17 protein-coding genes and 9 pseudogenes are annotated in these 25,104 nt (G+C 54.8%); 14 read left to right on the forward strand and 12 right to left on the reverse strand.

Annotation, left to right across the window (positions count from 1 at the left end; genetic code table 11):
- The first annotated feature begins 25 nt into the window (after nucleotides 1–25).
- Nucleotides 26–727, forward strand: coding sequence for an MlaA family lipoprotein (locus tag CCOS864_RS09655; RefSeq protein ID WP_115086105.1), 702 nt, complete (start codon nucleotides 26–28; stop codon nucleotides 725–727).
- Nucleotides 728–780: 53 nt separating this feature from the next.
- Here CCOS864_RS09655 and CCOS864_RS09660 read toward each other — a convergent pair whose 3' ends face one another.
- Nucleotides 781–1,080 (reverse strand): PilZ domain-containing protein, encoded by a 300-nt coding sequence (locus CCOS864_RS09660; protein ID WP_115086106.1) that lies wholly within the window; start codon nucleotides 1,078–1,080, stop codon nucleotides 781–783.
- 262 nt (nucleotides 1,081–1,342) lie between these two features.
- Between CCOS864_RS09660 and rssB the strand changes: the two genes are divergently transcribed.
- Complete coding sequence (gene rssB / locus CCOS864_RS09665) at nucleotides 1,343–2,527, forward strand: two-component system response regulator RssB (protein WP_115086107.1); 1,185 nt, start codon at nucleotides 1,343–1,345, stop codon at nucleotides 2,525–2,527.
- Nucleotides 2,524–3,006 carry an anti-sigma factor antagonist RssC gene (gene rssC, locus CCOS864_RS09670; RefSeq protein ID WP_010227140.1) on the forward strand — a complete coding sequence of 161 codons (483 nt, stop codon included), beginning with the start codon at nucleotides 2,524–2,526 and terminating at the stop codon, nucleotides 3,004–3,006. Before rssB ends, rssC begins: the two co-directional genes overlap by 4 nt.
- Before the next feature lie 30 nt (nucleotides 3,007–3,036).
- Here rssC and CCOS864_RS09675 read toward each other — a convergent pair.
- Nucleotides 3,037–4,005 (reverse strand): annotated as a pseudogene (locus tag CCOS864_RS09675) (metallophosphoesterase family protein); the annotation flags it as partial.
- Nucleotides 4,006–5,079: 1,074 nt separating this feature from the next.
- On the reverse strand, nucleotides 5,080–5,940 hold the full coding sequence (locus CCOS864_RS28390; protein ID WP_244211893.1) for a HupE/UreJ family protein: 861 nt from the start codon (nucleotides 5,938–5,940) through the stop codon (nucleotides 5,080–5,082).
- 510 nt (nucleotides 5,941–6,450) lie between these two features.
- Here CCOS864_RS28390 and CCOS864_RS09690 point away from each other — a divergent pair.
- From CCOS864_RS09690 to CCOS864_RS09715, 5 genes and pseudogenes are all read left to right on the forward strand, one after another.
- Nucleotides 6,451–6,768 (forward strand): metal-sensing transcriptional repressor, encoded by a 318-nt coding sequence (locus CCOS864_RS09690; RefSeq protein WP_115086109.1) that lies wholly within the window; start codon nucleotides 6,451–6,453, stop codon nucleotides 6,766–6,768.
- 7 nt (nucleotides 6,769–6,775) lie between these two features.
- A complete protein-coding gene (locus CCOS864_RS09695; protein WP_115086110.1) occupies nucleotides 6,776–7,912 on the forward strand; it encodes a nickel/cobalt efflux protein RcnA in 1,137 nt (378 codons plus the stop codon).
- A 12-nt stretch (nucleotides 7,913–7,924) separates the two neighbouring features.
- On the forward strand, nucleotides 7,925–8,362 hold the full coding sequence (locus CCOS864_RS09700) for a YqaA family protein (protein ID WP_115086111.1): 438 nt from the start codon (nucleotides 7,925–7,927) through the stop codon (nucleotides 8,360–8,362).
- Nucleotides 8,362–9,102 carry a TraX family protein gene (locus CCOS864_RS09705; protein ID WP_115086112.1) on the forward strand — a complete coding sequence of 247 codons (741 nt, stop codon included), beginning with the start codon at nucleotides 8,362–8,364 and terminating at the stop codon, nucleotides 9,100–9,102. Before CCOS864_RS09700 ends, CCOS864_RS09705 begins: the two co-directional genes overlap by 1 nt.
- Nucleotides 9,103–9,887: 785 nt before the next feature.
- Nucleotides 9,888–10,190: pseudogene (locus CCOS864_RS09715) on the forward strand (glycoside hydrolase family 19 protein); the annotation flags it as partial.
- Here CCOS864_RS09715 and CCOS864_RS09720 read toward each other — a convergent pair.
- Nucleotides 10,155–10,578, reverse strand: a pseudogene (locus CCOS864_RS09720) (SOS response-associated peptidase); the annotation flags it as partial. The pseudogenes CCOS864_RS09715 and CCOS864_RS09720 sit on opposite strands and share 36 nt — an antisense overlap.
- 882 nt (nucleotides 10,579–11,460) lie before the next feature.
- On the opposite strand from CCOS864_RS09720, the gene CCOS864_RS09730 reads away from it, so the two are divergent.
- Nucleotides 11,461–14,511, forward strand: coding sequence for an autotransporter domain-containing protein (locus CCOS864_RS09730; RefSeq protein WP_115086115.1), 3,051 nt, complete (start codon nucleotides 11,461–11,463; stop codon nucleotides 14,509–14,511).
- A 479-nt stretch (nucleotides 14,512–14,990) separates the two neighbouring features.
- Here CCOS864_RS09730 and CCOS864_RS09735 read toward each other — a convergent pair.
- A pseudogene (locus CCOS864_RS09735) lies at nucleotides 14,991–15,499 on the reverse strand (IS5 family transposase); the annotation flags it as partial.
- Nucleotides 15,500–15,645: 146 nt separating this feature from the next.
- Between CCOS864_RS09735 and CCOS864_RS09740 the strand changes: the two are divergent.
- Nucleotides 15,646–15,795: pseudogene (locus CCOS864_RS09740) on the forward strand (IS5/IS1182 family transposase); the annotation flags it as partial.
- A gap of 333 nt (nucleotides 15,796–16,128) precedes the next feature.
- Here the strand turns inward: CCOS864_RS09740 and CCOS864_RS09745 are convergent.
- Nucleotides 16,129–16,332: pseudogene (locus CCOS864_RS09745) on the reverse strand (transposase); the annotation flags it as partial.
- A gap of 109 nt (nucleotides 16,333–16,441) precedes the next feature.
- Between CCOS864_RS09745 and CCOS864_RS28320 the strand changes: the two are divergent.
- Complete coding sequence (locus CCOS864_RS28320) at nucleotides 16,442–16,753, forward strand: hypothetical protein (protein WP_208644366.1); 312 nt, start codon at nucleotides 16,442–16,444, stop codon at nucleotides 16,751–16,753.
- Nucleotides 16,754–17,297: 544 nt separating this feature from the next.
- Here the strand turns inward: CCOS864_RS28320 and CCOS864_RS09755 are convergent.
- Together CCOS864_RS09755 and CCOS864_RS09760 are read right to left on the reverse strand one after the other, a co-directional pair.
- Nucleotides 17,298–17,483, reverse strand: coding sequence for a DUF4223 family protein (locus tag CCOS864_RS09755; RefSeq protein ID WP_462938202.1), 186 nt, complete (start codon nucleotides 17,481–17,483; stop codon nucleotides 17,298–17,300).
- 122 nt (nucleotides 17,484–17,605) lie between these two features.
- Nucleotides 17,606–17,989: pseudogene (locus tag CCOS864_RS09760) on the reverse strand (DDE-type integrase/transposase/recombinase); the annotation flags it as partial.
- 13 nt (nucleotides 17,990–18,002) lie between these two features.
- Here CCOS864_RS09760 and tnpC point away from each other — a divergent pair.
- Nucleotides 18,003–18,611 (forward strand): annotated as a pseudogene (gene tnpC, locus CCOS864_RS09765) (IS66 family transposase); the annotation flags it as partial.
- Nucleotides 18,612–18,699: 88 nt separating this feature from the next.
- Complete coding sequence (locus tag CCOS864_RS09770; protein WP_115086348.1) at nucleotides 18,700–18,954, forward strand: DUF6429 family protein; 255 nt, start codon at nucleotides 18,700–18,702, stop codon at nucleotides 18,952–18,954.
- A 98-nt stretch (nucleotides 18,955–19,052) separates the two neighbouring features.
- Here CCOS864_RS09770 and CCOS864_RS09775 read toward each other — a convergent pair.
- Nucleotides 19,053–19,450, reverse strand: a pseudogene (locus CCOS864_RS09775) (transposase); the annotation flags it as partial.
- Between the two features lie 163 nt (nucleotides 19,451–19,613).
- On the reverse strand, nucleotides 19,614–20,585 hold the full coding sequence (locus CCOS864_RS09780) for a fimbrial protein (RefSeq protein WP_115086117.1): 972 nt from the start codon (nucleotides 20,583–20,585) through the stop codon (nucleotides 19,614–19,616).
- 185 nt (nucleotides 20,586–20,770) lie between these two features.
- Here CCOS864_RS09780 and CCOS864_RS28705 point away from each other — a divergent pair, with 185 nt between their 5' ends.
- Nucleotides 20,771–20,887, forward strand: coding sequence for a hypothetical protein (locus CCOS864_RS28705; RefSeq protein ID WP_415842547.1), 117 nt, complete (start codon nucleotides 20,771–20,773; stop codon nucleotides 20,885–20,887).
- A 270-nt stretch (nucleotides 20,888–21,157) separates the two neighbouring features.
- On the opposite strand, the gene CCOS864_RS09785 is transcribed toward CCOS864_RS28705, so the two are convergent.
- Both CCOS864_RS09785 and CCOS864_RS09790 read right to left on the reverse strand, forming a co-directional pair.
- Entirely contained in the window at nucleotides 21,158–21,796 is a 639-nt protein-coding gene (locus CCOS864_RS09785) for a response regulator (protein ID WP_115086118.1), read from the reverse strand.
- Nucleotides 21,797–21,834: 38 nt separating this feature from the next.
- Nucleotides 21,835–25,053 (reverse strand): hybrid sensor histidine kinase/response regulator, encoded by a 3,219-nt coding sequence (locus CCOS864_RS09790; protein WP_115086119.1) that lies wholly within the window; start codon nucleotides 25,051–25,053, stop codon nucleotides 21,835–21,837.
- Nucleotides 25,054–25,104: the final 51 nt, after the last annotated feature.

Genomic DNA, 25,104 nt, shown 5'->3' on the forward strand with positions numbered 1-25,104 from the left:
CTGCCCCAGTTCGAGGAGTAACTCTATGCTTAGGATCGGCCTGATCGATCGGATGACCCGGGCCTGTGTCTGTGCCGGCCTGCTTTTGGCGCCTGTAGTCGCGGCCCAGGCGGCGACTGAGGAAGATCCATGGGAAAGCATCAACCGGCCGATCTTCCGCTTCAACGACACGGTCGACACCTATGCCCTCAAGCCGCTGGCGCAGGGTTACCAGGCGGTCACCCCGCAGTTCCTCGAAGACGGCATCCACAACATGTTCCGTAACCTGGGCGATGTCACCAACCTGGCCAACAACGTGCTGCAGCTCAAGCCGCACGCGGCCGGCGTCGACACTGCGCGGCTGATCGTCAACACCACCTTCGGCATCGGCGGCTTCTTCGATGTCGGCACCAAGATGGGCCTGCAGCGCAACGACGAAGACTTCGGCCAGACCCTCGGCTACTGGGGCGTGGGCAGTGGTCCGTACGTGATGCTGCCGTTGCTCGGCCCGAGCACCGTGCGTGATGCCATCGCCAAGTACCCGGACACCTACACCGAACCCTACCGCTACATCGACCACGTACCGACCCGCAACACCGCCGCCGCCGTCGATGTGGTCGACACCCGCGCGAGCCTGCTGTCGGCAGAAAAGCTGATCAATGGCGACAAATACATCTTCATTCGCAACGCTTATCTGCAGAATCGCGAATTCAAGGTCAAGGATGGCGAAGTCGTCGACGACTTCTGATCCGGGCGGGCAAGCAAAAGGCGACCTTCAGGTCGCCTTTTTTGTGTCTGCATTTATTTCATGCTGAGGATGCGCAAGCCGAGCTTCTGTCCGCCGTCTGCATGGTCGGCGATCCACACCACTTCGGTGCTTGCTTCCAGGCCTTTCAGCGCCGTGTGCTCGGAATCGATACGCACCTCGAGGTTATCGCCGACCTTGAACTGGCGCGGCGACTGGACCTGCATGCCGCTGCTGGAGAGGTCCAGGCAGACCGCAGTGATGACTTGGCCTGCGTGGATCAGGCTGACATCTGCATCCACCCGCATGCGAATGAAATCGCGCTTCTCGCTGTAGTCCATGTGCACTGAACTCATGTCTGCATCCTTTCATTGCGTTGCGGTTGGAGAGGTTTTTATAACTCCCGGTGCTTTCGGCTGTAAAGAGCATCGGCGACCATCGGTGTGCCCTTGAAACGCCCGGCGGATGGGAGTACCGTCTGCGCCTTACAAGGCACCTCTGCTATTTGCCGGACAGGTTTTCATGTCCTACAACTCATAGAAGAGTAGCTCGAAGTGAATCCAGTACGTGGGCCGATGCTCACCTACGCCCAACTTATTCCTGGCGCCGTTTGCCCACATGCAGAAAACCAGTGCAACGCTGCTGATAATCGATGACGACGACGTCGTACGTGCGAGTCTTGCCGCCTACCTGGAAGACAGCGGTTTCAGCGTCCTGCAGGCAGCCAATGGCCAGCAGGGCCTCCAGGTCTTCGAACAGGAACACCCTGATCTTGTGATCTGCGATCTGCGCATGCCGCAAATGGGCGGCCTGGAGCTGATTCGCCAGGTGACCGAGCGCGCGCCGGAATTACCGGTAATCGTGGTTTCGGGTGCCGGGGTGATGAACGACGCCGTCGAAGCCCTGCGCCTGGGTGCGGCCGACTACCTGATCAAACCGCTGGAAGACCTCGCGGTACTCGAGCATTCGGTTCGCCGGGCCTTGGACCGCGCGCGACTGGTGCTGGAAAACCAGCGCTACCGGGAAAAGCTCGAAACCGCCAACCGCGAGCTCGAGGCCAGCCTGCACCTGCTGCAGGAGGACCAGACTGCCGGGCGTCAGGTGCAGATGAACATGCTGCCGGAAAGCCCCTGGGTGGCCGACGACCTGTCGTTCGAGCACCAGATCATTCCGTCGTTGTACCTGTCGGGCGACTTTGCCGACTATTTCCGTGTCGATGAAAGGCGAATCGCCTTTTATCTGGCAGACGTTTCCGGGCATGGCGCTTCTTCGGCCTTCGTCACCGTGCTGCTGAAGTTCATGACCACGCGCCTGCTGTTTGAATTCAAGCGCGGCGGCAAGTTGCGCGATTTCAAGCCTTCCGAAGTACTCGGGCACATCAACCGCGGCTTGATCAACTGCAAGCTGGGCAAGCATGTGACCATGGTCGGCGGTGTTATCGATGAAGATACGGGTATCATGACCTACAGCATCGGCGGTCACCTGCCGTTGCCAGTGCTTTATACCCCGGGCCAGAGCCGTTATCTGGAGGGCCGTGGGTTGCCGGTCGGGTTGTTCGAGGAGGCTGTCTACCAGGACCATATCCTGGAGTTGCCGCCGCAGTTCAGCCTGACCCTGCTATCTGATGGCATTCTGGACCTTTTGCCGGGTGAAACACTCAAAGATAAAGAGGCGGCCCTGCCTGAAATCATCAAGGCCGCAGGCGGTAGTCTGGATGGGCTGCGCCAACGATTCGGATTAGCTACGCTTGGGGAGATGCCGGATGATATCGCCCTATTGGTGTTGAGCAGGAACCTTCAATGAGTACGGGTAGAATCCAGTTCGCCGAGCAGAATGGCACCTTCGTGCTGAAGTTTGTCGGTGAAGTGCGCCTGACCTTGTGTTCGGCGCTGGATGCGACGATTGAAAAGATCTTCACGGCGCTAAATTTCTCGGCGATCGTCATCGATCTGACAGAAACCAACAGCATCGACAGCACCACCCTGGGCTTGCTGGCCAAGCTCTCGATCCTGTCGCGGCAAAAGGTCGGGCTGTTGCCAACGGTGGTCACCACCCACGCCGACATCACCCGCTTGCTGCAGTCGATGGGCTTCGACCAGGTGTTCAACATCGTTGACCGGCCAATCCCGTGCCCGGAGTGCCTGACCGACCTGCCGTCCCAGGACCAGAACGAAGACGTGGTGCGTTCCAAGGTACTGGAAGCGCACAAGATCCTCATGGGTCTGAACGACTCCAACCGCGAAGCCTTCCACGACCTGGTCAACGCCCTCGAGCGCACCTGATCACCGACCAGGGCGCCGTTCTGGTGCCGGTCAAACCTCTTTGCAGTCAGCTTGCCGTGGTGGAAATTCCGTTGCCTCGCTGCCATCGGCGTTGAGCTGGAAAATCCGCGCCGGTTGCCCCTGTTCATTGAAAAACACCTGGCCAAGGCCCGCGCTGTTCCACAGCCGCTCGCCGGCCTTGCTGTGGGCGGGTGTACGCGGGATCACTTGCATCTGCCGGCGCTTGGTAAACCAGTTGAGCGGTGAGCGGGGCGAGTACAGCCAGCGGTTGAGGCGGTCGAAGGTGTCCAGCAGGCGCTTGGGGAACTGGTTCTTGATGCCGCTGCTGGTGATCTGCCACAGGTGCGGGGCGCGTTGGCGGTGGCGAATCAGCACCTCATAGACGAACGAGTAGTGCACGTCACCGGAGAGAATCACGTAGTGCCCCGGTGTGCGCGAGTGGCGGAAGATGTTCAGAATCACCTGCGCCGCACCGCGATGGGCCATCCAGTTCTCGGCATCCACCAATAGCGGATAGCCCAGCCAGCTGAACACCCGTTGCACGCTCTCGATCAGCTTGACGCCGAAGATCGGTGCCGGCGAGACGATGATCGCCGAAGGATGGTCGAGCAGCGCCTGTTGCAGCTCGCTGAGGGCTTCCCAGTCGAGCAGGCCTGAGGGTTTGTTGAAGTTGCTTTCACTGCGCCAGCGCCGGGTGCGTGTATCGAGCACCAGCAGCGCCGGGCTGCTGGGCAGGACGAACTGCCAGCCCTGAAAGCGCAGCACCTCGTTGATCAGCGCATCCTGCAGCGGCGTGTCGAGGTAGTCGTCGGCGTCGGCACTGTGGCTGAAGGCCTGGCAGTGCTCCAGCAGCCTGGTAAAGGCATCCGGGTTGTTGCCCCAGCCCTGGCACAGCAGGTAGCCGAGCAGGGCGTTGCCGATGATGCGCTTGGAGAAAGGGTGGCCGTAGGCGGTTTCTTCCCATTGCGCTGACAGGTTCCAGTCATCGGTGATGTCGTGGCAGAAGCAGTCGATATGGACGGACGTATGGACATCGCCTCTGGGCCCGAATACGCGCGGTTTTTGATACCCGCCATACAAATCCATATGGACATGAGAAGGATGTGGACAGAAACGCGATCAATGTCCATATCCTATGCGCCCCTGCTCTTCATCCTTGGGAGACTGTGGCGTGGCGGCCCGGTCCTGTTCCTCTGCGCGCTCGCGCTTCCAGTGGGTGACTAGGACGTCGACTCAGCCGGGGGCAGCGGTGTCTTCGACAGAACCAGACTTACCCCGTAGCCGACCCAAGCCACGAACAGGTACAGCGTATTCCCAACTTGGAGATCGTTGCGTTGCAGAACGTCCGGGCAGGTACACGGCGGGTTCGCCGTCCCAGTCCGATGGACAGGGTGATGGAGATTCGGGCTTCACTGGCGACTGTGGGCATGAGGTGTTCGCGGGGAGAGGCGCCGGCGAGCCGACGCTTGCGGTCCCCCTGGCGCAGCCGAAGAGGGCGGCGAACCGGCCGCCGGCCTGCCTTTCGTGACCGTCAGTTGTGGACCCATAGCGGCCCTTGGCGGAGGACAGCAAGCGGCCAAAACAATCACTCCGGACTGCTTTTATCGCTCCTAACCACAGGTGACAGGTAGAAAACCGGCAAAAATAGACTCGGGCCAGGCAAACGAGTGGGCAATGTGTTGCATCCACCGGTTGAATCCACAACCCAAAGCGGACTTTTCGAAAATGACACCTTGAGGCCGGTTCAATCAAGTACAGCATGAAGTCGGTTGCCATGGCTTCCTGGCTTGTTGAGGCCTAGTTGGCGGCGACGGTTAGGCTTGTTATCGGGATCAGTTGAATGAGCAGCACCCGCGCTCTGAAGCAGCGATGCTGAGGTGGCGCGTGAACTGGACTCGGCGCCGCCCCAACTTGAGATTCAACAGGTGCCTGCCCTAGACGCCCTACGGCTTTTCGCCCAGCAACCATTTCGCTTGCTTTGACTTCTAGTGCTGAACAACTTCCTCCGGAGTGACGTGCGGTGCATTAACATGCCCCTGCAACTTCTCTAAAAAGTCAGTTGCTTGGAACAGCTCAACGTGCACGTAGAAGAGGGCAGCTATCGCACGTTCCGCAACACGTTAGGCCTTGCATGCTATCCCAAAAACGTTTCTCCTCATCTTCCCAGTCACGCATAGCAAGAGCCAGTTCGGACGCTTGTCTTGTATGGTCAATACATCGACGAAGTCTTTTTGGGCGGCGCAAACCAGATGCTCCACAAAAGCACCGTTTCGTTTGGTTGATTACCCGCTTGTATTTTTCCCAAACGCTATAGGTGTGAACCCCATGGATCCAGATTTCTAGTATCGGACGATCATTCGACCTTCTACGCGTGAGATGCACCTGATTGGGGGTCAGGCCATCCGCAGAGATTTCGTACTCCTGGATCTTGGTCGCCAGGCCGAAGCCATGCAGCAGGCCAAACACCAGCGTGGCCACCTTGGTATTTGGCTGGAAGCCAAACCAGCGTTGAAACGCGCCAAGGTTGTCGAGCGCCTTGTACACCACAGAGAAACCGATGATGGCGTCAATCACGTACGAGCTAATGCTGATTTCGGTGAATACGCCCAGTAACAGGGTGATCGAATGCCCAGCGGCAAATAGGGTGATGTAGAGCCCGACATCCTTCATTCGGTACAGGAAGAAGATCACTCCGAAGAGGAAGAGCAGGTGGTCGTACCCCGTCATCATGTGCTTGGCGCCCATGTAGATGAACGGCAACAACATCACGCCTGAGCTTTCCTGGATAAAGCCTTTATTCCCCTCGGCGACGGCATGAGCCAACGTCTCGGGCATGCCTAAACAAAGCGATGAGATAAGTAAAAAGAGCAGCAATAGCGGTCGGCGTGAGCGCATAGCGAACACATCCCCGCCACTCGTTGGGTGCAATTGCATGGATCAATCCTACGTTGCAATGATCGTGAGCCGCTGTGCGGCCATGGTCAGGATGCAATCGGAGGACGGGGGGGCGCTCGATCAGGAATATTGGCGATCGGGGAAGTGAATGCCCTGGCGCGGCGAGGCGCACGAATGGCTTCTGCTGTGCAGCAAGTTGCACCGTAGAGCTCAGCTGAGGGGGCTCGTGCTGGTGGTCAGGGGTTAGTGGCGAGTGGTAATGGTCGGCACATTGGGCACAGGACGATGCTCCATGACTGTGATCATGCTCCGCTCCTTGCACCACCTCTGGCGCAGGATGCTTGCCGGGCACTGACAGCGAATAGGCATGCCCCGCCCAAGCCGTGATAACGGCCAGAGCGAGAGCAAGAATCACCATCGTTGAGAGAGAGCGACTAAACATCACAGGTGCCTTTCAGGCCAATTCCATAGAATGTGAAGCTTGTTTGACCTATCCCCCCAGGGGGGATACGATGCCAGCGCAATTCATCGGAACCAGAGACTCAAGTCATGACTGAGCATGAGCACCTCCATGCCCATGACCACCCGCATGGTCATACACATACTCACCAAAGCCACGAAGCAATCATCAAGCGCCTCAAGCGTGCGGACGGCCACCTGCGAAGCATCATCACGATGATCGAGGAGGGCCGGGAGTGCGTCGACATCGCACAGCAGTTGCATGCTGTTGAAAAAGCGGTTTGCCAAGCCAAGCGGACACTCATTCAGGATCACATCGACCACTGTCTGGAAGACACCGTTGCGGCATTGAGTAACGGTGATCGCTCCTCGCTTGAAGAATTCAAGCAAATCACTAAGTACCTTTAGGTTCCTCATGCCGAGTTTCGCAGAGTTGCTACAGCAGGGCGGAGCCCACGCCTGGCTTTATTTCCCCAGTGCCATCCTACTTGGTGCACTCCACGGGCTTGAGCCTGGTCACTCTAAAACCATGATGGCCGCGTTCATCGTTGCTATTCATGGATCGGTGAAACAGGCGATTCTGTTGGGCCTTGCCGCCACGATCTCCCACACGTTGGTGGTATGGCTGGTTGCAATCGGAGGGATGTACCTGGGTAAGGGGTTGGATGCACAGACTACTGAGCCTTACTTCCAGCTCGCGTCTTCTGCCCTGATCATTGTGATTGCCCTGTGGATGCTCTGGCGGACGTGGCATGGCGAGCAGATGTTCAAGTTCGAGCAAGGCGATGATCACCATCATGGCGATCATGATCACGGCCATCATGATGAGACTCACCGTATTGATACCGGACATGGCCGGATTGAGCTTTTCATCTTCGAAGACGGTGTACCCCCGCACTGGCGGATGAAAGTGCTCAGCGGCCATGCTTGGCCGGCTGCCCAAGTTCAATTAACCACCACTCGGCCAGATGGGAAGACCCAGCAATTTGCCTTCGTCGAACGAGAGGGGTACCTCCAGTCCACGGTTGATATTCCTGAACCCCATGAATTCAGCGCACGACTCAGCCTCGGCCATTCAGGTCACTCGCATGACTATGATCTCGATTACCGCGAGCACGATCATGGCCACGCCCATTCCGAGCTTGAGGGTTTAGAACTGTCAGTCGATGGCTACCAGGACACGCATGAACGTGGCCATGCCAACGACATTCGTAAGCGCTTTACCAATCGGGATGTGACAACAGGTCAGATCATCATGTTTGGCCTGACCGGTGGCCTTATTCCATGCCCCGCAGCCATCACAGTACTGCTGCTCTGCCTTCAGGTTAAAGAGGTCGCACTGGGCGGCATGCTGGTTCTGTGCTTCAGCATTGGCTTGGCGCTTACCCTAGTGGTCGTAGGAAGCGCAGCAGCAATTGGCGCAAGACAAGCCTCCAATCGCTGGCCATGGCTGGGTACCGTGGCGCGGCGTGCGCCCTACCTCTCCAGCGTCCTGATCATCGGTGTCGGCCTCTATGTGGGCTTCCATGGCTGGATCGGTCTGAACAGCTGAGGGGGCTGCACAGTGTTCGAACTGACCAGCTACATCGGCCTGTTTCTGGCGGCACTCGGGGCCGCCACCCTGCTGCCCATGCAGTCAGAGGCAGTGCTTGTCGGCATGCTGGTCTCCGACAAATACGTGCCCTTGACACTGCTACTGGTGGCTACTGCTGGCAACGTCCTGGGCTCGTTGCTGAACTGGATACTTGGGCGCAGCATCGAGCACTTTCGGCATAAGCGTTGGTTTCCGGTCAGTGAGAGCAAGCTCGAAAAAGCCCAACAGTCCTATCAGCGCTACGGCCACTGGTCCTTGCTACTCAGCTGGGCCCCCATCATTGGTGATCCACTGACATTGGTCGCAGGCATCATGCGTGAGCCTTTGTGGCGTTTCCTTCTGATTGTCACCCTGGCCAAGGGCGGGCGGTACCTACTGCTAACTGTACTGGTTCTGGGAGGCTCGTGATGAGCGCATATGAGCCAACAGCACCGCTCATCAAACATCGCAATGCTGGCCAGGACCTGATCAAGTGGTTGGCAATGTCCACAATGGTCATCGATCACCTGCGCTTGGTATGGCCTGAAATGGGCGACCTGTTTATCGTTGGACGGCTCGCTTTTCCACTGTTTTGCGTAGCGATTGCTGCCAATGTGGCGCGTACGACACCCGGTGAGTTACTGACAGCAGCCAACGGCCGATACCTCATTTTGATGGTCTTGTTCGCGATCATCTCCGAGATGCCATATCGCTACATCAGCACGTCTGGCTTGTTCAATGTTCTGGTTACCCTGACATTGGGACTGCTGGTCACCTGGGGAATTCACCACCGCACATGGCTGGCCGGAGCCATGGCTATAACCGCGGGCGTGTTTGCTTACCTGCTTGACGATACGCTGATGTACGGGCTCTACGGCGTCCTTGTACCTGCGGCAGTGCTCATTTCGATTAGGCGGCCAGGCATACTGTGGTTACTGCCTGCGCTCCTGTGTGTGTTGATCAATACGCGCAGCAGCATCGTTGCCAAGGCTCTAGATCTCGACCCTCCGTCGATTTTAGCCTTGGGCACTGCTTTTACTGCTCCGTTTCTAGGACTGTGGCTGCTACGTCAGAGCCTGCATTTCAATGTGCAACCGGTTCGCCAGTGGGGGTATTGGTTCTATCCTGGGCACTTGGTTGCGTTGCAAGCCCTTCGTTTGTGTCTGTGAGGCACAAAAATGCCTTTCATCGGCTTACCCATAACCGAGTCCGCAAATTCTTGTCGGATGAAGGCAATTGGCCATAACCTGTGCGCGGTGGAAGGTTCCACCTACAAAAATTATGCATGGAGATAGTGCTCCTACATCAATGGTTGCCTGCATGACTTACGCAAGGTGAGTTGGGCGCATGCTTACCCTGCCATCCCACTCTGGGTGCGCTTACCGTTGTTGCACATATTTTGAAACTCTGAAAGCCCTGATGTGCTTGGGCTGCAGTGGGGGAGGCGTCATAATTTTGCAGATTTTTTTGCAGGTTTTTTCGTGACGTGAAAGGTGGCGAGTACAAGCGTATCCTCGCGGTTGAGAGCGGAAGTTTATCTAGCGAGCACCGGAATGACTTGTGGATTGATGTCACCTGGCCGGAATGGTCCAGATCTGCTGCAGCGCCATCACTTCCCTTGGTACGCTTGTCTACCGTCGTCCAGTCCAACTGAAAGGCGTCGGAGGCTTCAGTAACCCATATTTGTCTATGGGTGCTGTAATCCAGCTCAGGGAGACCAGCTCCAAGCGATTGGAGGAACCAACATGGCCTGCCCTCATGTTGCTGGAGTGGCGGCTCTCTGGTAGGAAAAGCTTCGTGAGTCACGAGCACAGCTTTCGTTACATCCTCGCCACGCGCGCGTAGGGATGTGCTTCACATTGGAGTATGACTCGCCAGTCCCTGTGCTTTCTCCTAAAAGCTTTGGGGCACCAAACGCCTGCGCTTGAGGCGGTCTCATGATCCCATCCAGCTCGCTTACCTGTCGAAGTACGAAACCGGCAAGCTGTCCCAGCACTTGGGAAACACGCCTGAGGCTGACGGCGACGGCCAGAAGTATCGCGGGCGTGGGTTGATTCAAGTTACCGGGCGTGCCAGCTACGAAGCCTGTAGTGAAGCTCTGTTCGGCGACAGCCGATTGCTCAACACGCCTGAACTGCTCGAACAACCGGTCTATGCCGCGATGTCTGCGGGTTGGTTCTGGCAGCGGGCGGGGCTCAACTCCCTGGCCGACAAGGACGAATTTCTCGCCATCACCAAGAAAATCAACGGCGGTACCCGCGCACAGGGAAGGGTGGCCATCCTTTCGCCTAATCAGGTAGGGCTGCTTTTTCGGTCCGTCTTCATCGACCCATTCGAACCAGTTGTCTATCGGCACGATAGCTCGGTGCGGCCAGATCGATCGGAAGAAGGGGCCGTGGGCCACCTTCTCTACTCGAGCATTGATCGGCACTGCGCGGTCCTTTTGCCCAGTGTGGCCGCCAGCCCCATCGCACCAAGTCAGCATGAAGCACACCATCACCCAGCAGCAAAGCAACACGGGTGGTTGGGGCAGCATTGTATCGACCGAGTGGCCGCTCGCCGGCAGAGTTGGCCAGCGGGTGGCTCATGCTCAAGGCGTCTACGAAATCATGAATGCCACGGTACTGGCTCAGTCTTCCGCACATCCCGGTTCTCTGAGGTTATTCGCAACAAATCCCTGCCCTTGGCAGGTCTCACAGTCTTCGCGCTGAGCGAACGAATCACAGTACGCCGAACAACATTCGAACGGTATGTACCTCACCCGGTCCCGCAACAGGCGGTACCGCGCCCACTCTTTCTCCTCAAACGCTTCCTGCGCTGAATCAATCAGTATCCGGTATGCATCAGGGGCATCAACACCCTGCAGCATCCTGCCTTCAATCATCCTCGTGGTCTCAACCAGGCGGTAGACCCTGCCGTCGGCACCAACCAGCTGCAGTCCCTGGATCACCCCCAGCTCACCTGAGGTGCGCAGCACGACTCGAAGGCGATCCGGCTCCTGGATCACCATGCCGTCGCAGCTGAATGCCTCCGTTCGGTTCTCCTCATAGTAGTTGCCCTGGCGGATGCAGCGGATTCGCCGGTGCCCACCCACCGGCACATTTAAGTGCCAAGGCGCTTCCGCTATAGGCTTAGCATGCCCATATCGGCTACACGCTGCTTAACGGCATGATTATGAAGCCTCATCTAGGCAGTACACGGAGCTTCCCCCGGGAGCACCATCTTTAGGAAAATCCCTAAAGACAAATAACGACGACCACCAGCAGAATACGTATTCCTTTTTTGGGGGGAATAAGGCGAATAAAAAATAAGAATATGCGTTATCGGAGGGCTGATACCTTCTTGATTAAACAGCTGCACATTTAGATGCGTTGCCGTTCTTTCCCTTTGGAACGCTCGCTGCCTGATAAAAAATGAAGAGCAGACAGAATAGCAGGCAGCGCGATTTGCACCCAAGCCCACTGCCCCTATTAATGCTTCAAGGGCGCCCCTCTGACCGAGTAACCGGGAAATAATCTAGGATTTACATGGATATCAAGTTTACACGTGCCATATTTCGTTTTCTGGCACGCAATAAAGCGTGCACCTCACTCATATGCATATACTCTTTTAATGCTTTTGCAGCAGATACAAACACAGAGCTCCCAGACAACTCACTGGCGTTGATTAACGCGCCTGCCGCACACTCATTGGGGATTGATGGAACAAATGTGAACATTGGCATGCTCGACGTAGGATACCTGAACCAGCATAGTGTGTTGTCGACGAGTAAAATCACGCCCCTAAACGGCGCCGAACGCATACAGACAGAGATGGAACTGCTCGAAGACGAGGGTGATGATTCTGAGGTCGAGAGATATTCGACTCATGGTTCTGAGGTTAGCTCCATACTGGTCGGTTCCAAAAACCCAAATTACAACTATGCTGGCGGGGTTGCCCCCGGAGCGCACCTTTATCAAACTTTGATCAAACCTTTAAACACACTACCCACACCTTATGACCCGGACGCCTCCGGCATTGATGTTAAAAGCGATGATGCGAGCGTATTCCAAAGAGAAGTACAGACATTCATCGGCCAAAATATTCAAACCCTTACTCAAACAGTTCCAGATCTTCGGGTGATCAACAACAGCTGGAATGAAGACCCTGCGGGACCAGATAAAGCAGACGTCGACTTTACCTTTCAAAGAGCTATGCGCTTGAGTCAGGGGAAATCTCCACTTGTTGAAAGTTTGCGTGAGGCGGCTGCCAAGGATGTACTGCTTGTCTTTGCAGCAGGTAACGAAGAGAGCTCGCAACCTGGGCTGATGGCCGCGTTGCCTCATTACGTGCCCGAGCTGGGGAACCACGTCATCTCGGTTGTTGCCCTGGACAGGAATAACACTTTCGATGATAGCTATTCGAACCAGTGTGGTATCAGCAAACATTGGTGCCTTGCTGCGCCTGGTACCGCGATGGTCGCTGGCGCGGCTAACGACGTCCAAGACGGCCCGGTCATCTATGGCCTGTCAACTGGCCAAGGAACCTCCTATGCCGCGCCATTGGTCAGCGGCTCTTCGGCTTTGCTCAAACAACGTTTTCCTTATATGAGCATGGCTCAAATTCGTGAGCTCATGCTAACGACTGCTTCCCAGGTTGAAGAACAGGTCGGTGTTGATGATGTTTATGGTTGGGGGCGGCTTGACCTCGGCGCAGCCCTCGGTGGGCCTGGACAGCTGTTAGGGCGTTTTGACGCCAATCTGGGCCAAGGTATCAACGACGTTTGGTCGAACGATATTTCCGACGTCGCCTTAACTCAACGCCAGCGCGAAGAGGCCGCGGAACAGGTTCAATGGCAACAAACACTGCTTGCCAGGGGTTGGGAGCAGGGCTTGCCCGAGGGGGCGAGTGACGAGGATAAAGTTACTTACCAAGTGGGCACGGCCCGTGAGCGGGCCATGCAACAACGAGAATACGAAGGCAGCCTGGTCAAGATCGGGGCTGGTAGCCTGACGCTGACAGGGAACAATACCTATCGTGGGTCCACACTGGTCAAAGCCGGCCTATTGACTGTCGACGGCTCTCTCGCTTCGGACGTTACAGTTATCGATCAAGGAACCTTGGCGGGATCGGGGTACGTGGGCTCTCTGGCGGCTTCCCGTGGAGGAACCGTTGCTCCTGGAAACTCAATTGGCACACTGCGGGTAGCAGGTGATGTGGCCTTCGACAGCGGTTCAATCTATGAAGTGGAGTTGTCGGCCAACAGCAACGATCAGATTGTGGCAGATGGCAGGGCCAGTCTCACTGGCGGTACGGTGAAGCTGGCGATGGAACACTCTCCGACACTGCTCGACCAACAACAAGTATTGAGCCTGATTGGCCGACAGTACAATATCCTGTCTGCGACAGGCGGTATCAGCGGGCACTTCGAATCGGTATTACCTGACTACCTTTTCCTCGGTGGTACCCTTAACTATGCTCCCTTTGACATCCAACTGAATGTCGGGCGCAACGGCACCTCCTTCGCCAGCACTGCAGCAACCCCCAATCAGCGCGCAGTGGCGAGGGCAATAGACCAGTTTAATGCCAGTAATCCGGTGCATGAAAGTATCTTGCTCACGCAATCAGTCGCTTCAGCCCGTCAGGCTTTTCAGCAGCTGTCAGGTGAAATCTATCCGGCAGTTGATACTTTGCTGCTCAAAGACAGCCGCTATGTTCGAGACACAGTAGGTGAGCGTTTGCGCAACGAAATAAGTGATGCTGCCGCTGACAGTAACGCCTGGCTCAAGACACTCGGCGCCTGGGGCAAGTCGGACGGCAATAGCGACAATGCCGGTAATACCCATTCCGTCCGTGGCCTGCTGGCAGGCGTCGATGCTCAACTGACCGACAACACTCAGGTTGGTGTATTGACGGGGTATCACCGTTCATCGTTGAACATGAGCGGCAGTACTCATTCTTCAGCTTCGATCAATAGCTATCATTTGGGCATCTATGCAAAGCATGACCTAGGGGCTCTGCAAATGAGCGCTGGGGTGGCCCATAGTTGGAACCGAGGCGACGTTAAAAGGAATCTGCAGTACGATGCCGTCTCTGCCAGACCTAAGGCTAAGGTTACAGGGAGTACCACTCAGCTTTTCAGCGAAGCCGCCTATAACCTGGATCTGCAGGCTGCAGTGCTGGAGCCATTCGCCAATTTGTCGTATGTGAACATAAACTTGGATGGCCTGACCGAAACAGGTTCGGCGGCGGCGTTAAAGAGCCGTAACCATAGCCGTGAGGCAGTCGCTAGTACCTTGGGGGCACGGATGAAAAAGACGGTCAACCTTACGGAGCATCAGAAAGTTGACCTTTTTGCGACGCTGGGCTGGCAACGAAACCTGAGCGGGATCAACTCTGAAAATAACCTCGAGTTTGCCACAGGTGGCCCCTCTTTTTCAGTACGGAGCATGCCGATGGAGCGAAATACTGCGGTGGTTGGCGCTCAAGCCAGTATGGCGCTGACGAAGGATGTCAGCATTAGCCTGAGTTACAATGGCCAATTGTCGAGTGATGAGAAGACCCATGGCACAGGGCTCAATTTAAATTGGGTGCTCTGAAGCGTCCTCCTCACTGCCTGCCTCGTCGCGCGGGCGCTGTTACTTTGTAGAAGTTCAGACTTGATCCGACAGTTGCCGGGATGTCAACCGTAGCTGTTAGGTCAAGTTCAACTCATCCTTCCCGCCTGCTAAATTTTGTTTCCGCCCTCAAGCATCTCGGCCAGCGTACGGCTCCCGCACGTCGAGCCTCGCCCAGCCCAATTGTCCCAAACCCCGTTCGTCTAGGTTCCGTACGAAATCCTTTGAAACCGCTGCTGTCGCACCTGAACACGTCTTCGGCTGTTGGCAGAGGCGCTATTACAAGCTGTAGCGGATTATCAACTTAGAGATTTAGGGACGGTCTGAAGTACCCACCGTTTTTTTGACCCTCCAGCCATCTGGAATTCAAAAAATCGGTGTCCTGCCAAAAATCAGGCGCTGTTTCTTCTTAATTCATGACTTTTCCTTGTGCAGCACCTTTTTTCCGCGCATCTCGCGCATCACAGGCGCACCTCTCCCGCCACCAGCAGCCGTTTTCGTATCATCCACAGGTTCGACAGCACAAAGAGCGTGGTCTGATGCGCGGTGTTTTTCATCAGGCCGCGAAAGCGCACTTTTGTATAACCAAACTGGCACTTGATCACTCGAAACGGGTGTTCAACCTTGGCTCGTACCTGGGTCTTGGCGTATTCGATTTTTCGGCGCACCTGAGCGATCAAGTTCTTCTTGCCATGCTTCTTATAGGTGCTGGGCCGTGCGGCAATTGACCAGATCATGGTTCGGTTCTGATGCTCGGGCGTTTGTCCACCCCGGTGTAACCGGCATCGCCGCAGACGTAAGTTTCCTCGCCATGCAGCAATTGATCGACTTGAGTGATGTCCGCCACATTCGCCGCTGTGCCCACCAGGCTATGCACCAGGCCGGATTCGGCATCGACGCCAATGTGCGATTTCATTCCAAAAAAGTATTGGTTTCCTTTCTTGGTTTGGTGCATTTCGGGATGGCGGCGTAAACCGAAGCAAGAAGTGATGATTCACTCATACCAAGGTAGTCAGTTCAGCAGCTCAGATTGGCAAAGCTTCCTAAGAAAACTCTGAAAAAGACTCCCCTCTCTGGTGAAATACCCGCCAGACACGAACACGACGGTTGAGCCCCATGAAACAGATGTCCTTCGCCGATGCCGAGTACGCCGGCAAACGTAAGCAGACCCGCCGCGAGCGCTTCCTGATCGAGATGGATCAGGTCGTGCCCTGGAAGGGCTTGATTGCTTTGATCGAGCCGCATTACCCGAAGGGCGAAGGGGGGGCGTCCGGCGTATTGGGATCTCACAATATAGTTTGACACAGCGGGCCGCGGAAACAGCGGGTTCTAGCTCGCAAGCCGATTATCTTAACTACAACATAGATTGATACAACCTACTGAGCACGCAAAAAAGCACCTCGACGTTCAGCAACATAGTTTGACACAAGCAGCGAGAAGCGAACGCAACGACCTTTTCGTCATTCCTCGAAATCTTCTGCGTCCATCTCCAGGTGTTCTGCGCTCGTGAGAAAGTGTGCGAGCAGCTTGTGCTGCGGGTACCGGTTCTCGAATCGCTTTATGAGCGCATCAAAAATCTCATGCCCCGCAGGTGTAGCACTCACGAAAGCGCTGATAAACCGTCGACCACGGGCCAAAGCGCTCAGGCATATCTCGCCAGGCAGCGCCAGAGCAGAGCACCCAAAGGACGCCGTTGAGCATCAAGCGGTCATCTGTTCGTGGGCGCCCGCTGCGGCGAGGTTCATAGAAGATGTCTGCAACCAAATCCCAGGCTGCGTCGGGGAGTTCGTACCGTTTGGCCATCGTGGGCTCCTGCCTTTGATGGTCGCGGACTTTACTGAATCTCAACGCTCATGGAATTCAAATTGGTTTCGGCTGATTTCGTACAGAGCCTAGCCCGTGAGGAGGAGCCATGTCAGTTGCAACCCCCGAGAGAACTCAGTCCACAGCCAGAATCGAAGCCGCCAAGGCCGACCTGCGCAGACGCTTTGAGAAAATACTCGAGCTAGCTTCGGAAGCCATTGTATTGAAGGCTGTTACTCTGCCCGATGAAAAAGCCTATACCGCAGTACCCAAAGCGGACACTGACAAGAAGCTAAGCATCGAAGCACGCAATCAAACGGCTGCGGCTAATATGCGGGCTCGTGCGTTTGAACGAATTGGCGGTCGTTGTGAATTGCTTACTTCCCAAGAAGCCCACGATATTCTTGGCATCACTAAATAAGCGCTGAGCCAAAAAGCTAAAGCTGGCTTCGTGTTGGCGTATACAAACAAAAGCAATCGCCGTAAATACTACCCTTCGTTCCAATTTACAAAGAATAAGCCAAGACCGGTGATTGCAAAGCTGATCAGCGAACTAGATATTGATCCAGCCGATACGGAGGCTATGAATTTTTTGGCTCAACATCTGGTCAGCAAAATGGATTGCTCAAGTCTTGGCTAACCCGAGAATGTGGTAACTCGGTATGAGCTTCTAGATAACGACGCTGCCGTTGAAATTATCAAACGTGACTTTATAAATGCGTTTGAGCCTGGGCAGTAAGCCGAGCCTCCGGAAGGAGGCCCGGTTTTGTTTCACCCTAGGGATACACCTAGACTATCTAAAAACTCTATTGCTGTTTCGCCGTTCGACAACATACCCTCTTTCACAGGTGCGTAGTCGATCGATTCCGCTTGGATGCCTCGTTCTGCGAAGAGAACCAGATTGCAAGACTATCTTGGCGGGTGTTTCCTAATGCCATAGAAAAGGCCGCTGTTAAACTATATAATTACTGCTGCGGAGACAGCTTGTCAATAGGGCCGCAGCCACCAATAATTTTTGAGATGGAAACTGATGGTGTGAAAAGATAGTCATAAGAACAGTTTTTTTGCTGATTGTATACTTGGCCTGTGCAGCCAGCAAGAAAAGCCGCCCCGGAAATTGCAACAATAGCCAAGGTGGTCTTGAGCTTCATCATATTGAATCCTTAAGTTTATAATTCCGAACCTAGTGTGGTTCTCAGCGAATGCTAGCTGGGAGGCAATGCGCAGATATATAGGAAAATTCCTAAAATTCATTTTTAGGCCTATGTAGTGGTCAACTAATCCCGGACACTGCGTTAAGTTTTTCCTCGGCCACAGCGGGCGCGAGCCCGCTGTTAAATTGATGTGGACGTTGCCAGTTGTAGCGCTGCATCAAAAACCGGCCGATATCCTGCTGTGCCAGCGAAGCGCTCATGTAACCCACGGTCGGTACCCATTCCGTTTTCAAACTGCGAAACAACCGTTCCATCGGCGCGTTGTCGTGGCAGTTTCCACGTCGGCTCATGCTCTGCTTGAAACCATAGCGCCACAGTCGCTGACGGAAGCTTCGGCTGCCGTATTGGCTTCCTTGGTCGCTTTGAAACAGAACGTTCTGAGGCCGAGCACGCTGCTCATAGGCCATGTCCAAGGCCTTGATCACCAGGTCGGCATCGGGCTTCGTTTCATGCGTTTACAACGCGCTGGGCGCGCTGGCTGGAGTTTATCGCCTAGGCTGCTGGGCTCACGCACGGCGCAAGTTCGTTGAAGCACAAAAAGTGCAGCCCAAAGGCAAGACCGGGCGCGCTGATATCGTGCTAAACCTGATCAACAAGCTGTATGGGATCGAACGCGACCTCAAGGCTAGCGGCGACGCTGAGCGTAAAACCGGGCGTCACGAACAAAGCCTGCCGACCCTGGCTCAGTTGAAGAGCTGGATTGAAAAGACACAACCACAGGTCACTGCTCAGAACGCCTTGGGCAAAGCCATCAGCTATCTAGCGAGCAACTGGTACAAGCTGGAACGGTATATCGAGGAAGGCTACTTGCCGATCGGTAACAACGCCGCCGAACGTGCAATCCGCCCCTTTGTTATCGGAAGAAAGAACTGGTTGTTCAGCGACACACCCAAAGGCGCGACGGCCAGTGCTCAAATTTACAGTTTGGTCGAGATTGCTAAAGCCAACGGCCAAGAGCCCTATGCGTGGCTGCGCCACGCACTTGAGCGCCTGCCAATGGCGGCTTCGGTTGAAGATTACGAAGCTTTGTTGCCATGGAACTGCTCGCCGATATCGCCTAGCTGAGCGCACTACTCAGATGGGCGTCGGTGGGATTATGGACTGTCCATCACAAACTCGACGATGCCTGTCAAATATGAGCGGAGCAACGATCATGGAATACGACGATAAACTGATTGAAGACGCCGTGCTTGCCCTGTTGGCAACCTTCAGTTCCGACAAAGGCAATGCCTGGAAAGGGTTCGACTTCGAGACCATGAATCGATTGCATGAACATGGTTTCATCAGTGACCCGGTGAATAAGAAGAAATCGATCTGGTTGACGGAGGAACGGCTGGAGCGGGGTCGACAGATAGCCGACCAGTTATTTGGGGTGAGAGCTCAAGTGGGGGCATGCATCCAATCCTGATACCTGACTTAGTACTACGGCCATGCTGGGTGCATCTGAGTATCGCCTGATTAAGCGCGCCAACCAGCCTGAAGCCGGTGGGGTTTCTGGAGCGCTTACAAACAACGGGCACCCAGATAGCCGTTGATTACCTGAAAAATTCCGCCCGCCAGTTCACATTTTTCCAGCAAGCGGCGGAAGTTGAGGATTGTGGTTTATCGGGATATCCGATCCAGATGCAGCCCGGAAAACTGGCGCAGGATCCTGGTCTCGTAAAGTGCTTCTTCCATAGCCGGATCGCTATAGCCAAACCATTTCTGCATCAGATGAGCCCGCAACATCGCCATCAGCGGATACGCCAGACGGCAACCTCCGCCCTTTGGATAATGTAGTTCGATCAAGGTAATCAAACCCCTCCAGGGCACTACCTGATCTCTCGATCAGGAAGCGCTCGCGGCGTGTGTGTATGCTTACGTTCGCCGGCGTACTCGGCATCGGCGAAGGACATCTGTTTGATAGGGCTCAACTGTCGTGTTCGTGTCAGGCGGGTATTTTACCAGATTTGGAGGTCTTCTTCAGAGGTTCTTTAAGGACCTACCAACACAGAAGAAACAACCAAAACGCTCATGACTACAGAGCTATCACAAAATGAAAGCTGCATCTGTTTAGCTGGTCGCAACTTACAGATAGCTCATAATGAAGATGGCTTCCGCATTAGCACTACCTGCCTCTAAAGCTTTTCCTGGCAATCTGACATATGAAGCATTGAGCGGAATTTCAAAATCACCGGCACCACCTTGATAACCACTGACCTTGTAGGTTTTACCCAAAATAACTGCTTGTCCTAAATGATCCATTATTTTTAAAGCCACACCTTTTGCACCAGATCCATTATTTAAACCAATCACTCCACTGACACCACTAACAACAGGAGTTCCAGGTGCATTTTCTATTCGATAACTTACAGACTTTAATCCTTTAGGGCATTCAAGCAAACCAATACTAAAGCTTACCGAAGAAAGCTCATTCTCACCATCAAAGTCAGATAGTTTGTAGTCATCCCCCATGCGCACTCTAACATCAGGAGTTTCACAGCTCCCGTAAACCATTTGCACATCACCTGAAAGATAAAAATCAAACGCCACGAAGTCGCCAGCCATCACCTTCCCTAAATGGCCGCCGGGTATGATCGGTCTTCCTTCATGAGAGTCAGAGATCTTTATGATCGATAAACGTGCCCTCCGCCCAAGCCATTGACCAGGACTTGTATTAGGGCCGTAGAGTGTTGAGCCATAACTAGAGAATGTTCTATCCTGGGTCGCGTGCTGACCAATGTAACTCACCGAAAACCCCAAGCCTGTATCATTTATGGGAAAGACCGTGGTCCCGTGAGTCGGATGGGCACCGAACTTAACGTTGGGCTTTAGTCCGAAAGGTTGTTGGCTGTTACACTGAATGTAAACGTCAGGAATAGTCACTTCACTCTCATAAATAACCGTATTAATTGGTATATCTTTACCAACAACCAGATTGCGCGCAGGAAAATTTACAGCACCAGTACCTACTCCTTTGCAAAGGGCTGCCATTGCCTCGTTAGAACAGAGCTGAAGCAATAGCCAGAACACAAAAAGTCTAATCGGACGAATTGACATTGCACTTAACTCAAAAGAAAAACATATGTCCTAAAATAATAATCGATCTTCATCGTTGCGTCCTTCAGACGATTCTTAAAATTCAGTATTGGCAACATCGCAGCAATCCACTACCCAGCTCAAAGAAGGGCTATACGATGACATGCAACACGTTGGCAGACCTTTGCCTCAGTCACTAAGTACTGGTGACACACCGGGCTACCTACAGATACCTTGCGTTGCTTGCTGTCACTCTCGGGCTTGCTCAGGGAGGTCCATTGATTGAAATGGCTTGGGAGTGTGGTCTGTTTCTTCGTTGCTGATGGGTGCGTAGAGTGAACCGTTAGGAAGTGCCTTAAGGGTCTCTTCTTGAAAATCTGGCAGAAAGAGCTGAATCACCACCTCAACTCTCTTATGCCGCCAGTTCCCCGTGCCCCCTCCCGCGGCAGTGAGGTCCTTAACGCGGACCTGTGCGCTTCTGTTGGGCGAAACCTTTACCCTATTGTTCGGATAGGCTTTTTGCAGCTAGGTGCGAAACAGAGTAACGGTTGCGCCTATGCTTCGTTGTGGTGGTGCCGATGGGAATAGCCTGTTTAGTTGAAAAGTTTTCGCTCTATGCAGTAAGTCAGTAAGTCTTGGTCACTATTAACCTCCAGCTTGCGCATTACTGATGTTTTTTGTGTGCTGATCGTCTTGGCACTTCTATTCTGACTGCGGGCAATATCGCTGACACTTTGTCCAGCCACGAACAGGCGCAGTATTTCGTGCTCTTTGGGTGATAGTTTAGCGAACCGTTCGTCTAGAGCGGCTGTCACCGAAGTTGGTTTCTGTCCAGTACTTTTTATCGGATTACCACCGGCAACAGCCTTGAGCGCAACTTGAATGTCGTTGTGCAACTGGTTTTTCTGAATGACCCCGACCACACCCAGTTGATACAGTCGGGTCAGAATCAAGGGGTTGGAAATCATGGTCAGTACCAGGATTTTCACCGACGGGAATTGCCGTTTCAGATACCCCACAAGCTTGATGCCATCACCGTAGGGCGAGTCCGCGGGCATGTTGAAGTCGGTGATGACCAGGTCAATAGGTTGGCGCTCAAGCAGGTCGATCAGCTCGTTTGAGCAGACGGCTTCTCCCACCACGGTAAAGCGCTCATCACGTTCTATCAGCTCACGTACCCCCAGCAGCACGATGGGGTGATCGTCAGCGATGACAACGTTTAGTTTTTTCATGGCTGGCTATCCGTAGTGTGTCGTTGGGGAAAGTTGAGCTATTCAAGGGTATGCAGTAAAATCGTCAGCCGTTCCAGTTTTTGCCTGACCTCCAGCCCCAGGGCTGGAGTGACCGTCAACCCCATCAACCGACACTCCAGCTCGGTGAAGGCCGTGGCCATGGCGCTGGCCTGCACAGCACCCAATGCACCGGCCATACTGTGCAGTTGGCGCGCAACGGCACTGGCATCGCCACTGTCTAGCGCGGCAAGTGTGGCTTGTCTATCCTGTTGCATGGTGCTGATAAACAACTCACGCATTTTAGGCGATAGCTGAATCTGGTCGGCGGCGCCCCCAGTCGCAAGGCTTTCATCAGTGGTAATCGTTGGCGCGGGCACGGCTATTTTGCAGTGTTTCAACAACTGCGTGCGTAAGGTGTGCAGGGTCAGCGGTTTGACGATCCAGGCGTTCATGCCTACGGCGACGCAACGTTCACCGTCTTCGCGTAACGCGTTCGCGGTCACGCCAATAATGGGCAAGCCCAGGTCGTGTTGGCGCAAGGCCTCCGCCAATTCATAGCCATTCATGATCGGCATGTTGACATCGGTCAGCACCAGGTCGAACAGTCCAGGCTGCCACAAGGCAAGTGCCTGCTGGCCATTGGCCGCGACCACTACCGAGCAGCCCAACGCTTCCAGCTGCTCCTTGATGATCGCCGAATTAATGGGGTTGTCTTCGGCCACCAGGATATGCAGGTTCAGGCTGCGGATTTTCTTGGGTAATGCGCGGTGGTGTGGTCCTCTGGCATCTTGCTGCGCGAGGTAGACGGCCCAGGCAATTGCACGGACATCATGGGCGTCGACGTTCCAACCATCGTTTGAGTACTCTGCCGGGTTAGGCCCTTCTGTCGTGGCGATTATCCGTGGGCCGGGCCAGGGCGCGTTGTTGCCGGACGGCAACACATCCACCAGCAATGCCGAAACATGTGCTTGCTTCATATCGGCGCTTACCGTCCTGGCCTCCACACCCAGGCGGTTGAGCCAGGCACAGATGCTTTGCGTTAACTCGAGAGCCGGCGCCTGGACATAAACAGCTGGCGTTCCTGGCTCAAATTCAGGGCAGTCGGCCAATTCTCCCGCAAAGTGCTCAAGCGTCAACTGCAGAGAAAAGCTGCTGCCCAGGCCTGGTTCGCTGACCACCTTCAATTGGCCAGCCATCAGTTCACACAGCCACCAGCAAATCGCCAGCCCCAACCCCGCACCGGCTTCACTGGAGGCGTCGCGGACCTGATAAAACGGGTCGAACAGTTGCGCTTGCTGGGCTTGGGAAATGCCGATGCCCGAGTCACTGACCTGCCATTCCAGACTGGCTTTCCCGGCGCCTTTTTCCGGTACTCGCAACCGTAGTACAACCCTTCCGTTGTCGGTGAACTTGATAGCGTTGCTCAGTAGATTGTTAAGGATTTGTCGGATGCGCAGCGGATCACCACGCACCCGGCCAGGTAGCGCAGCGTCGATACAGGCATAGAGTTGCAACCCCTTGGCCTGGGCAAAGGCACTGTAGGTGCGCAGGGTGTCCTCTGTCAGTTCCAGGGGGCAAAACTCCTGGGTTTCGATAGTCATCTGCCCGGCTTCTATCTTCGATACGTCCAGCACATCGCTGATCAACTGAAACAGGGTCGCAGAGGAGCGTTGGATGGTGTGCAGGTATGCTTGCTGCCGCGGCTCGAGAGACGTCAACCCCAGCAATTCCAGGGTACCGAGTACACCGTACAGCGGAGTGCGGATTTCATGGCTCATGGTCGCCAGAAACCGGGTCTTGGCTTCGTTGGCCGAATCGGCGGCCCGGCGGGCTTCTTCAAGTACTGCAGCGTCTTCGATATGGCGAGTGACATCATGGAAGGCACAGAGCCAGGCATCCTGGTCTTGGTAGCGGGTGGAAATGAACCCGATGTGCAGGTGGCGACCGTCGATCTCCAGGTCGGTCTGCCCAGACTCGATGAGGTCATGCTGCAGGTCGAGGGCGGCAACCAATTTGGCGGTGTCTTGCCATTGTTGGGCGTGTTGGTTTTCCAGCAGCACTTTATGGTCGCTGCGGCGTATGACGCATAGGCCGGTCGGCGCAGTGTCGATAACTGCACGGCTGAACGCCTCGCTTTCGGCAATGCTCTTATGGGCCCGATGCGCGGGGAGTACCACTTGGGTTTTGTACCAGCGATTAAAAGTCAAGCCACAACCCAGCCCCGCGAGCACTAACGCAAGCAGGCTGAGCAAGGGCCATAAGGCGTAATCCAGAAAGCTCTTGAGACTGATGACGTAAATGGCCGTCCAGGGTTTCTCACCTGAGCTCGTTACTTTGAAAACCAGTCCGTCACTGTTGAAGTTCAACCCTTCACTCAAGATAAACTCAGGCTTGATGGAACCGACTAACGGCACACCGGACGGTGCAATCAGGCTGAAATGATCGTAGATCGACCATTGCATGATGCGCTCGATGTTGTTCACCTGAGAAAGGTTCAACAGTGAGGCGACCACCACCCAGCGGCTGGCCCCTTGAATGTTCAACCGTTCCTCTGGCATATCAATATTGACGTACGCGAGGATGGTTGGGGGCGTAGTGTTATCGAACGCAGCGCTGTATTTGTCCCAGTGAACCTGACCGTCCAACGGCTTCGGGTTTTTGTCGTGCAGTCGTTTCAGTACCTGCTTCACTACCTCGACAAACTCCCCGCCCTGTATCTGTCCTGCGCCACGCAGTCGCCCGGCGGAGGGCACACTAATGTCGAAATTATCCGGGACGTTGAACAGTAAAACCTGCGGTGACTGATAGTGTGATGCGGACCAGAACGCGCTGTAGTAATTGGCCAGGTGCGCGCCAACGGCAAAGACTTTGGCGCGTTGGCTGGCGGCGATCCTGGTTGGACTGATTTTCACACTGAACGGCAAAGAGTACGAGAACTCCAGCGCTTCATAGATATCCGGCCCTTCGTTGGGCAGCGGTTTTTGCATCAGTAACCGTGAACTCTGCGAGTCCAGCAGGTCGCCCTGGGCACTTTGCCTGGATAGCGTGTTGAGAAAACTCTCCTGTTCGCGGATATTCTCCATCAGCCTCGTAAAGTGAAACCTCACCGTATCGTACTGTTCGTCGAGCATGCGCTGCATACCCCAGTAGCTGATACCAATCAACAGCAACACTATCGCGCAGAGCACCATCAGGCTCTTGCTTACGCGCAGGGAACTGTTGGCCAGTTTCTCAAAAAAGACGTGGGAATGATTCATCGTGCAGCCACGCAAGTGGAGAGTTGATAGCGGTTGTGCACTGTGACCTCT

The sequence above is a fragment of the Pseudomonas wadenswilerensis genome, from assembly GCF_900497695.1.
Lineage (GTDB): Bacteria > Pseudomonadota > Gammaproteobacteria > Pseudomonadales > Pseudomonadaceae > Aquipseudomonas > Aquipseudomonas wadenswilerensis.

Excerpts from the sequence above, each read along its gene's own strand:
- CCOS864_RS09655 (WP_115086105.1), top strand. The coding sequence starts at position 26 with ATGCTTAGGATCGGCCTGATCGATCGGATGACCCGGGCCTGTGTCTGT.
- CCOS864_RS09660 (WP_115086106.1), bottom strand. The coding sequence starts at position 1,080 with ATGAGTTCAGTGCACATGGACTACAGCGAGAAGCGCGATTTCATTCGC.
- rssB (WP_115086107.1), top strand. The coding sequence starts at position 1,343 with ATGCAGAAAACCAGTGCAACGCTGCTGATAATCGATGACGACGACGTC.
- rssC (WP_010227140.1), top strand. The coding sequence starts at position 2,524 with ATGAGTACGGGTAGAATCCAGTTCGCCGAGCAGAATGGCACCTTCGTG.
- CCOS864_RS28390 (WP_244211893.1), bottom strand. The coding sequence starts at position 5,940 with ATGCAATTGCACCCAACGAGTGGCGGGGATGTGTTCGCTATGCGCTCA.
- CCOS864_RS09690 (WP_115086109.1), top strand. The coding sequence starts at position 6,451 with ATGACTGAGCATGAGCACCTCCATGCCCATGACCACCCGCATGGTCAT.
- CCOS864_RS09695 (WP_115086110.1), top strand. The coding sequence starts at position 6,776 with ATGCCGAGTTTCGCAGAGTTGCTACAGCAGGGCGGAGCCCACGCCTGG.
- CCOS864_RS09705 (WP_115086112.1), top strand. The coding sequence starts at position 8,362 with ATGAGCGCATATGAGCCAACAGCACCGCTCATCAAACATCGCAATGCT.
- CCOS864_RS09730 (WP_115086115.1), top strand. The coding sequence starts at position 11,461 with ATGGATATCAAGTTTACACGTGCCATATTTCGTTTTCTGGCACGCAAT.
- CCOS864_RS28320 (WP_208644366.1), top strand. The coding sequence starts at position 16,442 with ATGTCAGTTGCAACCCCCGAGAGAACTCAGTCCACAGCCAGAATCGAA.
- CCOS864_RS09755 (WP_462938202.1), bottom strand. The coding sequence starts at position 17,483 with ATGAAGCTCAAGACCACCTTGGCTATTGTTGCAATTTCCGGGGCGGCT.
- CCOS864_RS09770 (WP_115086348.1), top strand. The coding sequence starts at position 18,700 with ATGGAATACGACGATAAACTGATTGAAGACGCCGTGCTTGCCCTGTTG.
- CCOS864_RS09780 (WP_115086117.1), bottom strand. The coding sequence starts at position 20,585 with ATGTCAATTCGTCCGATTAGACTTTTTGTGTTCTGGCTATTGCTTCAG.
- CCOS864_RS09785 (WP_115086118.1), bottom strand. The coding sequence starts at position 21,796 with ATGAAAAAACTAAACGTTGTCATCGCTGACGATCACCCCATCGTGCTG.
- CCOS864_RS09790 (WP_115086119.1), bottom strand. The coding sequence starts at position 25,053 with ATGAATCATTCCCACGTCTTTTTTGAGAAACTGGCCAACAGTTCCCTG.